Below are 12,067 nucleotides of genomic sequence, written 5' to 3'. Positions count from 1 at the left end.
CGTCCGGTGGGGAAGAAGTGCACCCACGAGCCGCGCCGCCGGGCAGGCGGCCCACCACCGCTGCGGTACGCACCCCGGTTGTTTCGGGCGGGGTTGTTTGAGCGCCGGTCGGGCAACGGGATCAGGAGCCACGTCGCTCCGTTCGTGCAACCGATCGGAGCGACGTCGGACCAAGACTGGCGAGCTGCACGTGGGTGAGGCCGAGGACGCTGACCCGGGTCGTTTGTCCCGGTCCCCTCCGGGCCGTTTCGCGGCTCGCCCTACCCGAGGATCCGACTCGACCTCTGTGGTCGCGCCCTACAGCAGCGGCGCATCGATCGTGGTGGTCAGCGTGCATGCCGATCGGACCCCCCGCGATACGGGCAAGCCGTCCCTGTTTCGACGGCTACGGCGGGTGGTCCGCCGGTCGCCGGTCAAGCGCGACTGGGCGCGGGGCGGGGATCTGCAGCTGTCTCAGCGGGCGCCGGGCTTCGCGGCGCTCGGGTTCCTCACTCTGGTCCCGCTGCTGATCGTGGTCGCCGCGGCCGATCCGGACCGCGGGCGGGGGTTCGCGCAGTGGCTGGGGGACGGGCTCGGTGTGTCGCCGGCTTCCAGACGAGAGGTCGAGCGGCTCTTAGGGCGGCCCCGGCCAGGCGTTCCGGACGACGACGGCCTTCGGTCTCGCGGCCCTGGCGGTGTTCGGCCTGTCGTTCGGCGTCTCGGTGCAGAGCGGCTACGAGAAAGCCTGGAACCTGCCCGGCCCGCTGGCGGCACGTGCTGCGGCTCGCCGTTCTGATCGGATTCCTCTTCCTGTCCGCCACCGGCACGCTCTGGCGCCGGTCCCCGGCCAATAGCCTGGTGGCGGTACTGACCGCGGTCCTGTTCGCCTGGTGGTCGCAGTGGCTGCTGCTCGGCAGGCGGGTGCGCTGGCACGCCCTGCTTCCGGGCGCCGTGGTGACCGCGGTCGGACTGCTCGGCCTGAGACTCGCCTCCCGGCTCGTCTTCTCGCCGCTGATCGCCTCCAACATGGTCACCTACGGCTCGTTCGGGTCCGTGCTGGTCATCCAGCCCTGGCTGGTCGGCGTGGGAGTCGTCGTCCTCGGCGGCGCACCGGTCGGCCGACTGCTCGACGAGGAACTCCCGCGCGTGAGACGTGCGCTGAAACGGCGAAGGCGAGGGCCCACGCACCGTCGCGGCCGATTCGTGAGCGACACCCACTCGACGCCCGTTTGCGCCGAGGGCGGCAGCCCGGCGGCCGGCCCTTGACCGTGGGTTGCGCCCGGGGAAGTGGGAAGTGGTGTGCGGGTTCCGCCCGTTCCCGGGGTTTCGTCCCGGTGATGGCCGTCGCCTGAGAACGCAAGAACGGCCACCGGTTGATCCTTAACGAGATGTCTGACGTCACGAAGAGGAGACCAACACAATGACCGCACCGGACAGTCTGCCGCCCGCCGCACCCCTGGAGGAGAACCTGACCTCGGCGAGTCCCGACCTGTTACGCGCGATGGCGAAGACGTTCGCCGACGCGGCGATGTCCGCCGACGTCGACCGCACCTGCGGCGGCGAGTACCGCAGGCCAAGCGAGGAACGTGTCAACTCCCGCAACGGATAACGCAATCGCGACCGGGGCATCCGAGTCGGCGCGATCGGCCCGGCCGTCCCCGGGGTCCGCTCGGGCACCTACTTCCCCAGCCGGCTCCTGGAACGGCGACGCCGGGCCGAGCAGGCGCTGATCAGCATGGTCGCGACCTGCCGCCTCCTCGGAGCCCCGACCAGCAGGGTCGAGAAACTCGGCGAGGGCTGCGGGCATCCTGCGCGGACCACTGCACGCAGACCACGGCGCTCAGTCGCCCCACAAAAGGCCGCCCCCGCATCGCTGCGGAGGCGGCCTTTCCGGCCTGCGCAAACGTCACACCGACCGGGACAACAGGATCTGAATCCACGCCTCCGTCGCCCTACGATCTTCCCACCGAAAGGGCGGACACTTTTGCGATCGCGAGTCGCAGAGTCAGGAATCCTGCCTCAAGGATCCACATATTCGCCTCCTCGCGATCGTCCTACCGGTAACTTCTCCCGGCACTTTCCAGAATACTCCGCGCCGCTGGAATCCGAGCACCTCGTGCGCATAATTATTTTCAAAAATCACCGCACCCTCACGTTCAACCAGAAAAGTCATACGCCAAATACCGTGGGCCGCACCCCGCAGCGGCAAGATCCGTCCTGGCTGAAGCGTCGCGGGTGAGGGCCGGCGCCGTGCCGGGACGGGGGAAGCCCTGCAGGGAACCGTGGCGCGCATGGCGGATTTCGCACGGGAGGTACCGCGGAGCGGCCGCGGACCGGTCAAGAGGATTCGGTGATCGGCTGCTGGGGCGGATCCTGGACCGGGCCCACGAGATGCGCCGAAGCTCGCCAATCCGGCCTTCACGGCGACGAAGCCCGGCCGGCAGCAACCCACCGACCGCCCCCTTCCTCGCCCGGAGGCCGGGCCCGGCCGGAGTACGGTGGAAGAATGCACCGTCAACGGCCTGCAGGATTCCCGCAGTGCCAGACGCCGGCACCAGGCCGTCCGCACCAACGAGCCCAGGGCGGGTGTTCCACATGACCGCGACCTCCGATCCCACCGCTGCCCGGCCCCCTGGGCCGGAACCGCCGGTGCGCCTCTCACTGACACCGGAGGGCGCCACCCCGGGACGACTGGACGGAGCCTGGTGGCCCCGCTCGCACGACCTCCTGCGCGAACTCCCCCCGCTGGCGGCAGCACTGGACCCCACATGGGGGAAGATCACCCGTGTCACCGTGAATCCGACGCACTGGCCGGTCATCCCCCGGCGGGTCCCGGTCGAAGGCCACGTCATCCACGTCGGATGGTTCGAACAGGAGCAGGACGCGGACGAGGTGATGGTCTGCTCCTTCGTCCCGCTCCGCCTGGAGCTCCTGGTGATTCCCCCCGAGGCCGAGGCCTCCGCCGCCGAGTGGCTGATGACGGCGGCGTCCGACCCGGCCAACACCCGCACCGGCACCGACCTCCTGACAGCTGCGGGTGTGCCGACCGCGGACCCGCGCGCCGGGGGATGACAACGATCGCGGCGGACGGCACCGTGCCGTTCGCCACCGGCCCCGCCCCCGACTTCCCGCCGTCGGCCCGCGCGTCCACGGCACCCCGGAACCAGCGGGCAGGTGCGCGGACCTCGCCCGGACACGTGCCGCCGAGTGGGCCACACGAAACCTGCACCGCGGCGGCCTCACAGTAGACGTCCACCGGTGCCGAAGGCGCGGCCGGTGGTCGTACCCGAGTCACACCCTGTCGGCTCATCGGGCAGGTGGCGGCGGCACGCGCCGACGGAAGAATGGGAGACGCCCACAGACATCGGAGGCTGCTGATGTTCGAAGCGGGTGACATCCGGGAATGGCGCGGCCACGACGTGGTGGATGCCGACCGCCGCAAGATCGGCACGCTGGAGTCCGTCTACGTCGACACGGCGACGGACCGGCCCTCGTTCGCCACCGTCACGGTCGGGCTGCCCACACGCCGCCGTCTGGTCTTCGTCCCCCTCGCCGACGCGCGGGTCGGGCCGGGCCATCTGCAGGTCGCCTGGCCCAGGAGCCGGGTCAAGAAGGCGCCGGCGATCGGCACCGACGGCATACTGCCGGTCGAGGACGAGGCGGCGATCTTCGCCCACTACGAACTGGACTACGCGCCGGGCGCGGGCGGTGAACGCCGCCTGGCACGCCGATAGCACCGGGCAGACACCGAAGGAGACCGACGATGGCACTGGTGCTGTTCCTGATCATCCTGGCGATCGTGCTCGGGATCGTCGGCGTGGTTGCCCACGGCCTGCTCTACCTGCTGTTCATCGGAATCGCCGTACTGATCATCGCCATGGTCATCTCCGCCGTCCGGTTCCGGCACGGCGGCCGCTCCGCTAACCGCTGAGATGCGCCGCAGTGCCGATAGTCCGCGGCCAGTACGGGGGAACCGCTCCGCGCACAAGGTGCCCGCGACCTGGAGCCACGCCACGGGGCCGACGTACGCCTCGACCACGTGCGGAGCGTCCTCGAAGGCACGCAGGATCCGCAGCGCTCCGCTCGGATGCAGGCGGGCGCACCGGGCGGTTGGCCCCGGGCCTACCAGGGCACGGAGGTGGACACCGGGCCCCTTGGGCGGGCTCTGGAGGTCGGACGGGTGGGCGGCATGACGGGGCTCCGGTGGTGGACCCGGGATCGCACTTGGACAATCGGGTCATGGCAGGCCTTGAGGCGGGCCCCGGAACGGTGCATCTGGCCCACGGGGCGGGATACGTCAGCCCCGGCGTTGCGCTGGGCGAGTCGGTCAAGGGCATTGTTCGCATCGACGAGCGCGGATGGGTGCACGTCACTCAGGAGGACGGATCTCGCGTGTCGTTCCCGCCTCATGCCGTAGAACGCGTCAACTGGGGCGAGCCCGCTTCCTAGACGCGAGGCTCCGAGCCTCGCCGTGGGCTTGGGACCAGGTCACCGGGGCCCTCGTCAAGCAGCGAGGGCAGCCAGTCGGAGGGCGAGATGGCGAAGTACCGATCGCGTGTGCGTGTGCTCTCCGAAGAAGACGTGGAGATCACCACGCGGCATGGGGAGCACGCCGAGGGCGACTTCGACGGAACTGCGCAGGAGTACGCCGAGTTCCTGGTCGACACGGCCGTGAGGCAGGGCGGGGACGATCCGGGCCCGATGCGACCGGCACGCGTTGTCGCCGATGTCTGGGAAGCGGGCGGATCGAAGAGCTCCGCCGCCGGGCACGCAGAGTGGCCGTAGCGCGCACGTCCGGGCGGGGTCGTGCACGGTTTCCTCGGCCCCGCACGATCTCGACGCCCGAGGCCACGGTCGCATGGGGGTACGAAGGGCACGTGACGCGGGTATGACGCGTCCGGCCTCGGCGGCTTGCAGCCAGGCGACTTCCCGGGACGGGCCCGCGCTGCCCACAGGGCGTTCAGGACTGCCTCGTCGATGTCCGGCCGGCACCCGCCCGGTCGGTCGGGGTGACGCGGTGCGGGCGGAGTAGCGTGGGGGTATCGGGGCGGCCCGGCCGCCGCTCCCCGACGGTCGGCCCTCGTTCGGTGGGGCTGGTGTGTGTCCACGGACAGGTGGCGAGCCATGTCGGATGAAACCGGTGCTGCGCTCCCGGGACCTCTGCCGGACCGGTTCCGGCAGGCCGCGAAGCCGGGGACGGCCCTGCTGCGTCTGGAGACCACACAGTCGCGCGAGGGCGCGCTGGACGGCGCGTGGTGGCCGCGTTCACGGAACGTCGGCGCCGAACTACCCGGTCTGGTCAGGGCGTTGACCGAACATCTCGGCTCCGTGGTGAGCATCGGGCTGGACGCCGAAGCCTGGGACGACGTGCCGGCCCGGCTGCTCGTCGACGGCCGGTCGGTGCACATCGACCGGTACCCGGTCGGCGACGACACGGTGATCGTCACTCGGGGCGACCGCGATCACTTCAGCCTGCTCGTCGTCCCCCCGCAGACGAGCCGGGAGGCGGCGCTGGCCGCGATGGCCCGCGCGGTCGAAGCCGACGGAACCGACTCGGCACGGCAGATCCTCGTCACCACCGGCAGCGGCTCCGAGCCACCGGGCGAAGCGACCTGAGTGGACCGGCCCCACAAGCCGGACTCCTCGGGACAGACGGGAAGGCGGGACGCAGAGATGTCCGTCTACGTGAAGCTCTCGGTCGACGCCCGTGCGCCGGCGGAGCCGTCGAAGGGGCCGTTGGACCTGCAGTACGAGGACGGCACGGACGACGGCGTCACCTTCGAGTACGACCTGCACCCGAGCGGTGCGCTGCGCGTCCTGCGGGTCTTCGAGGACACGCCCCACCGGATCGAGGCCTGCTTCAGCCCCGGAGCGTGGCTCCAAGTCGCGGGCACCTACCTGCGAAGCGGCTCCGAGTACTGACGATCCGGTTCACCTGCCCGCGCCCGTCGGGCGGTGGCCCGCGCGCGGCGGTCGGCCGCCGCCGTCCCCTTCTTCCTGCTCGGGACCATCGTCTTGACGTTGCTCGCGACGAACGCACTCCCCGTACCGAGCGCCGACCGTGCGTTCTACTCGGGCCTCGCCGTGCTGTGCGCCGTGTCCACCGCCGTCGCGGTGATCGACCTGGTCGCCATCCGGCGCCGGATGACGGAGGAACGACGGTGGCACCGCTGACGACGCGGCCGAGCGGAGGACATGTTCGCACGCTACTGGGCGGGCGCAGGAGCACAACGGAGTCCGCCCGAGTCCAGCGCCGCGGGCGACACCGCGGAGGGAGACCGTCCGAGTGATGCCGCCGTAGCTGAGGATGCGGCTGCACTGGTCGCAGTCGCGGTCGGCAACGGGCCTGCCTACGGTTGAGAACAGGACGCGCCGAGGCGTCCGGCCTCCGGTTGCGCAGCGCGTCGGAGGTACGGTCCACCAGCACAGGAATCGTAGGTGGGCCAGTGGATCCGGAGGATGGGGCCGGGTGGGCGGACGTTCCCGACCGCAGCCACCGGATCGATGACGAGATGGACCGGATCGTCGGACGTCTACGGGACCTGGCCGACACCCAGCGCCGTTTCCAGGACCTGCTGGACGCAGTGATCGCGGTGGGCCGGGAGCTGGAGCTGCCGGTCGTGCTCCGCCGGGTGATCACCACCGCGATGGGCCTGGTCGACGCCCGCTACGGCGCACTCGGCGTGCTCAGCGAGGACGGCGAACACCTGGAGGAGTTCATCCCCGTCGGGCTGAGCGAGCAGCAGGTCGCAGCCCTGGCCGGGGTCGCCCTTCCGCACGGGCGCGGACTCCTGGGACACCTCATCGACCACCCCGAACCCCTGCGTGTCGCGGACATCGGCGCCCACCCGAACGCAGTGGGCTTCCCGCCGGGCCACCCGCCGATGCGGACACTGCTCGGGGTGGCGCTCACCGGACGCGGACGGGTCTACGGCAACCTCTACCTTTGCGAGCGACGCGACGGACAGCCCTTCGACAGGCACGACCAGGACATCGTCGTGGCGCTCGCCGGCGCGGCCGGCCTCGCCATCGAGAACGCACGTCTCTACCGGCAGGTCCGCGCCAGCGCCGAGTACTTCCAGCGCCTCCTCCTTCCCCGCCTGCCCGATGTGGCGCCCTTCTCCGTCGCCGCGGTCTACCGCCCCGCCGCCACCCCGGACCACGTCGGCGGAGACTGGTACGACGCCCTGATGCTCCCCGACGGCGCCTGCGCCCTGGTCATCGGCGACGTCGCCGGACACGACCTGAAGTCCGCCGCCACCATGGCCCAGACCCGCAACATGCTGCGCGCCCTCCTCTACGACCGCCGCACCCCGCCCAGCGGCGTCCTGACACAGCTCGACCGCACCCTCCAGGCGATCACCGACAACCCGATCACCACCACCTGCCTCGCCCGCATCGAACCCGCCGAGGACGGCTGGACACTCCACTGGAGCAACGCCGGACACCCGCCACCGCTCCTGATCGGCCCCGACGGCACCGCCCGCTACCTGCACGCCGACCCCGGCCTGCCCCTCGGCGTCGACCCCGACGTGCCCCGCCCCGACCACAAGCGCCCCCTGCCCGGCAACGCCACCCTCGTGCTCTTCACGGACGGCCTGGTCGAGCACCCCCACCGCCCCCTGGACGCCGGCCTCACCGCCCTTGCGCAGGTTGCCGCCGCCCACGCCGCTCTGCCCCTCGAAGACCTGTGCCGGACCCTGGCCGACGCCCACCTCGGCGATGGACGCGACGACCTCGCCGTCCTCGCCCTGCGCACCCCGCCCACCGCGCCGACCCCCGGGAACACCGGCGACACACTCCCGGACCCGGGAACAGCACGTACCCCGCACCCCGGCGGGCCCGCAGCTCGGTCTCGGCGGCGGTCCTTCAGCACCTGATCCTGGCCGCTCTTCACTCGTGTCCATGACCTCTGCCGCTCCGTGATCCGGGGGCCCTGCCGCAGGGGAGGCCAGCCCTCCAACACGGAGGGCCTCCGTCTCCGTTCCGCAGCATCGAAACCCGGAATGCGCCACCACGGCACGGCACCGCCACTGCCGCGCGGTTGCGTCCAGGGAGGTGGTGTACGGGTTCCACCCGTTCCGGGGGTTTCGTCCCGGTAGCGGATGTCGCCTGAGAACGTGAGACGGCCACCGGTTGATCCTTCGAGATGTCTGACGTCACGAAGAGGAGACCAACACGATGACCGCACCCGACAGTCTGCCGTTCGCCGCCCTGATCGAGGAGAACCTCGCCTCGGCGAGTCCCGACTTGTTGCGGGCGATGGTGAAGACCTTCGCCGAGGCGATGATGTCCTCCGACGTCGACCGCGCCTGCGGCGGCGAGTACGGCCGGCCGAGCGAGGACCGGATCAACTCCCGCAACGGATACCGCAATCGGGACTGGGACACCCGGGCCGGAACGATCGACCTGGCGATCCCCAGGGTCCGTTCCGGCACCTACGTCCCAAGCTGGCTGCTGGAGCGCCGGCGCCGGGCCGAACAGGCCCTGATCTCGGTGGTCGCGACGTGCTACCTGCTCGGCGTCTCGACCCGGCGGGTGGAGAAGCTCGCCGAGAGCCTCGGCGTCACCCAGCTGTCGAAGTCGCAGGTCAGCGACATGGCCAAGCACCTGGACGAGCGGGTCGCCGAGTTCCGCCACCGGCCGCTCGACCAGGGCCCCTACACCTTCGTCCGGGTCGACGCCCTCACCCAGAAGGCCCGCGAGGGCGGCCGCATCGTCAACGTCCACTGCCTGGTCGCGGTCGGCGTCAACAACGAAGGCCAACGCGAGATGCTGGGCCTGGACGTCGCCACCAGCGAGGACGGCGCCGGCTGGCTCGCCTTCCTGCGCTCCCTGGTCGCCCGCGGCCTGGGCGGCGTCAAGCTCGGCGTGTCGGACGCGCACGCCGGCCTGGTCGACGCGATCGGCGCGACCCTGCCGGGCGCGTCCTGGCAGCGCTGTCGAACCCACTACGCGCGCAACCTGCTCTCGCAGGTCCCCAAGTCCGCCCAGCCCTGGGTCGCCACCCTGCTGCGGACCGTCTTCGAACAGCCCGACGCCAGCGCGGTCCGCACCCAGATGGCCACCGTCATCGCCACCCTGGACGAGCGATTCCCCAAGGCCGCAGAGCACCTGGAGAGCGCCCGCGAGGACCTGCTCGCCTTCACCGCCTTCCCCCGCACGGTCTGGAAGTCGATCTGGTCGAACAACCCGCAGGAGCGGCTGAACAAGGAGATCCGGCGCCGCACCGACGTCGTCGGGATCTTCCCCGACCGACCCTCGATCATCCGGCTGATCGGCGCCGTCCTGGCCGAGCAGAGCGACGAATGGGCCGAACAGCGCCGCTACATCGGCTCCGAGATCCTCGGCCGCTGCCGCCTCCACCCGATCGAGGGAGAAACCCCCGACGAGACCATCACCACAGCCCTGACCGCCTAGCCTGAAACAGGATCACCGAGTGGCCGTCGATACACCACTCCAGCGGACGTGACCCGAGGGCCGGGGCGACGCACTGGTGATCAGCATCGCTGACGAGGTCAATGGGGTCATCATCTCCAACGACAACTTCGCCCCGTTCCAGAAGGCCAACCCTTGGCTCCGGAATGCGGGGCGGATCCTTGGAGCCACTCACTCCCAGGGGATGTGGGTCTTCAATTGGCGCGTACCGAATCCGGCAGCACCCACCCGGCCGAGGTGACGTGCCGAGAGTGTCGCCGATGCAGTGGCGGGGGCCGTGGCCGAAGCTGCAGGAAGGCTCGGTCTCGCTGCGCCCGGCCTTCAGTGAGCAGCCGGTGACGGGCGCACGCTTCGTCCAGGACCGCATCGCGGCGGAGGGCGAGGAGGTCTGGTCCCTGCTCGAAGCCGGGGCCCAGGTCTACGTCTGCGGCGACGGCGCCCGCATGGCCCCGGCGTACGTGCCGCGTTCCGCGCCCTCCACCTGAGCCACACCTCCGACGTGCGGGAGGACAACGCCGAGACGTGGCTCCAGTCACTGATCGACGACGGCCGATACGTCCAGGACGTGTACACCGCTCACTGAGCCACAAGGCGCCGGCGCACGGTGACTTCGGCGGGGAGGTGAGTGCGGGGGTGGTCGGCCGGGGACTTGTCGGTGGGGCTCGCTAACGTTCGCCTCCTGATCATCAGTTCGAGGAGAGGGGCGGAGCTGTGCGGCGCTGGGAGTTCGTCGAGGGCGGCTCGGACAAGTTCTGGGAGGCCGCGGTCGACGGTGCCGCGGTGACCGTGCGGTACGGGCGGTCCGGTACGAACGGGCGGGAGCAGGTCAAGGCGTTCCCGACCGTGGATGAGGCGCAGGCACACTTCGCCAAGGCGGTCGCCGAGAAGGAGCGCAAGGGCTACCGCGAGATCGGTGCGGGGGCGGGTACGGATCCGGGTGCAGCGGCGGATCCGGTGCCCGTGGCGCAGCCCGGCGTGTCCGCGCCCACGGCCGAGGCCGCCGGTCCCGAGGACGAGGACGTCTTCGTCATGCCGGACGCCTGGCGTCGGGCGCTGATCCCGCGCCGGGGCGGCATTCCCCGGAAGCCGTCCGCGCCGGGGAAGGAGCCAGTGACCTCGTACCGCGACGGGCTGCGGCAGATGGGGGATTGGCTGGAGCAGACGCTCACCTCGGAACGCAGTGACTCGGAGCTGGTCGCGGCCGCCCGCGCCCACCAGTCCGGCAGCCGGGACCCACTCGGTGCGGCGGTGCTCGCCGCCGTGTACACGTACCCGGTCAAGAACAAGATCAGCCTGGCCGTCGATGCCTGGGTGGAGGAGTTCGGCCTGCCGTTCGCGGCCAGGGCGACCGTCGAGCTGTTCACGACGGCTGTCGAGACCGACTGGATCCACCAGAGGTCCGTCCACCCCCGCGTCCGGCGCGGGGCCAACCAGAGGCACGGCCGATACCGTCCCGCCGCGGACCGGGTCCGGTCGCTGCTGGCGGACTGCGACGAGGAGACCCACCGCGCGGCGGTCGAGGCCCTGGCGGGCTGCCGGAACAGCCTAACCCGCCTGGTGGTGGCGGCGTACCTGGTGCCGTCCGAGACCGCCTGGGTCGAGGAGTGCGTCGCGTCGGGCTCCCGTCTGGCCGCCGTCGAGTGGTCGATGCTGCTGTGCTCGCTCTCCTCGGCGGAACCGCTGGAGAAGCTCCCCCCGCTGCCGAGCCTGAGCTATGACGGTTGGTCCACCGAGATCATCGCAACCGTGGCGGAGGGCCTCGGCGGCGACGCAGCACCGGTGATGCTGCACGACCTGACCACCAGCTACCACCACAAGGACGGCAAGAAGCGGATCCTGGACGCGCTCGCCGAGCTCCCCTCCGACGAGGGCTTCCGGGGGCTGCTGGCCCAGCAGGACGGCATCAAGTCCACCCGCGCCGCCCTCATGGCCGGTCTCCGCCGCTTCCCCCGGCGTGCCCTACGCCTGCTCGCCGACGCCGCGGCGGCCTCCACCGACCCGGCCACGCAGCAGCTCGCCCGGCAGCTCCTCACCGGCCACGTCGCCATCCACCGCGCGACCGCGCTCGAACTGCTGCCGGAGCTGACGCCGGAGCAGGCGGCCCTGGTCGAGCCGCTCACCGACCTCGGCGAGCGGGTGCCGGAGGTCGGCCCCGACTCGCTGCCGGAGCTGTTCACCAGCCCGCCGTGGACGCGGCCGCGCTCCGCTGGCAAGCCCCGCGTGCTGACCGGCCTCAGCGCGCCTCGGGAACCGCAGATGCGATGGCTGCCGGGTGAGCGCGAGGCGTGGGCGGCGACCTCCGAGTCCTGGTACACGAGCTGGTCGGACGACGACTGGCAGCGGGTCGCGGCCACGATCCGGGCCAGGATCGGGCAACCCGAGGACGCGCGGCTGCGCGGCGGACAGCACGCCGAGCTCGCGCTGTTCGCGTACGGCGACGAGGAGTTGGCCCGGCCACTGCTCGCGCAGTGGCGCGCCGGTGAGCGTATCTGGCACTCCGGGGACTCCCTGCGCCGGGTCGCCGCCCGCTTCGGGACGGACGCCGTCGAACCGATGCTGGCCGCAGCGGCGGGGAACCCAGCCACGCACGCGCCCCTGCTGCTGCCGTACCTGGACGGCCGGGTGGCCGCGACCATGGCGGACTGGCTGG

General features: G+C 71.3%; 11 protein-coding genes and 3 pseudogenes. All 14 read left to right on the top strand.

Annotated features, from left to right (window positions below):
• Nucleotides 1-373 precede the first annotated feature (373 nt).
• Nucleotides 374-1,245, top strand: a pseudogene (locus tag ABD353_RS28195) (YhjD/YihY/BrkB family envelope integrity protein).
• A gap of 154 nt (nucleotides 1,246-1,399) precedes the next feature.
• Nucleotides 1,400-1,783, top strand: a pseudogene (locus ABD353_RS40550) (transposase); the annotation flags it as partial.
• 845 nt (nucleotides 1,784-2,628) lie between these two features.
• Nucleotides 2,629-3,051, top strand: a complete 423-nt coding sequence (locus ABD353_RS28180; RefSeq protein ID WP_344626501.1) for a DUF5994 family protein — start codon at nucleotides 2,629-2,631, stop codon at nucleotides 3,049-3,051.
• A 305-nt stretch (nucleotides 3,052-3,356) separates the two neighbouring features.
• Complete coding sequence (locus tag ABD353_RS28175; RefSeq protein ID WP_344626500.1) at nucleotides 3,357-3,713, top strand: PRC-barrel domain-containing protein; 357 nt, start codon at nucleotides 3,357-3,359, stop codon at nucleotides 3,711-3,713.
• Nucleotides 3,714-3,742: 29 nt separating this feature from the next.
• Nucleotides 3,743-3,910, top strand: a complete 168-nt coding sequence (locus ABD353_RS28170) for a hypothetical protein (protein ID WP_344626499.1) — start codon at nucleotides 3,743-3,745, stop codon at nucleotides 3,908-3,910.
• Nucleotides 3,911-4,218: 308 nt separating this feature from the next.
• Nucleotides 4,219-4,428 (top strand): hypothetical protein, encoded by a 210-nt coding sequence (locus ABD353_RS28165; protein ID WP_344626498.1) that lies wholly within the window; start codon nucleotides 4,219-4,221, stop codon nucleotides 4,426-4,428.
• 87 nt (nucleotides 4,429-4,515) lie between these two features.
• Nucleotides 4,516-4,764: a hypothetical protein gene (locus tag ABD353_RS28160; protein WP_344626497.1), complete on the top strand. Its 249-nt coding sequence runs from the start codon at nucleotides 4,516-4,518 to the stop codon at nucleotides 4,762-4,764.
• A 339-nt stretch (nucleotides 4,765-5,103) separates the two neighbouring features.
• Complete coding sequence (locus ABD353_RS28155; protein WP_344626496.1) at nucleotides 5,104-5,595, top strand: DUF5994 family protein; 492 nt, start codon at nucleotides 5,104-5,106, stop codon at nucleotides 5,593-5,595.
• A gap of 57 nt (nucleotides 5,596-5,652) precedes the next feature.
• Nucleotides 5,653-5,901: a hypothetical protein gene (locus tag ABD353_RS28150; protein WP_344626495.1), complete on the top strand. Its 249-nt coding sequence runs from the start codon at nucleotides 5,653-5,655 to the stop codon at nucleotides 5,899-5,901.
• Between the two features lie 99 nt (nucleotides 5,902-6,000).
• Entirely contained in the window at nucleotides 6,001-6,153 is a 153-nt protein-coding gene (locus tag ABD353_RS28145) for a hypothetical protein (protein WP_344626494.1), read from the top strand.
• A gap of 338 nt (nucleotides 6,154-6,491) precedes the next feature.
• Nucleotides 6,492-7,859 carry a PP2C family protein-serine/threonine phosphatase gene (locus ABD353_RS28140; RefSeq protein ID WP_344626526.1) on the top strand — a complete coding sequence of 456 codons (1,368 nt, stop codon included), beginning with the start codon at nucleotides 6,492-6,494 and terminating at the stop codon, nucleotides 7,857-7,859.
• A 301-nt stretch (nucleotides 7,860-8,160) separates the two neighbouring features.
• Nucleotides 8,161-9,399 (top strand): IS256 family transposase, encoded by a 1,239-nt coding sequence (locus tag ABD353_RS28135; protein ID WP_344626493.1) that lies wholly within the window; start codon nucleotides 8,161-8,163, stop codon nucleotides 9,397-9,399.
• A gap of 314 nt (nucleotides 9,400-9,713) precedes the next feature.
• A pseudogene (locus ABD353_RS28130) lies at nucleotides 9,714-10,000 on the top strand (hypothetical protein); the annotation flags it as partial.
• 128 nt (nucleotides 10,001-10,128) lie between these two features.
• Nucleotides 10,129-12,067 (top strand): WGR domain-containing protein (locus ABD353_RS28125; protein WP_344626491.1); only part of this gene is annotated, 1,939 nt, incomplete at its 3' end.

Origin of the sequence: Kitasatospora arboriphila (assembly GCF_039528095.1) — a bacterium.
GTDB lineage: Bacteria > Actinomycetota > Actinomycetes > Streptomycetales > Streptomycetaceae > Kitasatospora > Kitasatospora arboriphila.
The sequence above is the reverse complement of the archived record's forward strand: the minus strand, read 5'-3'. Positions and strand labels throughout refer to the sequence as shown.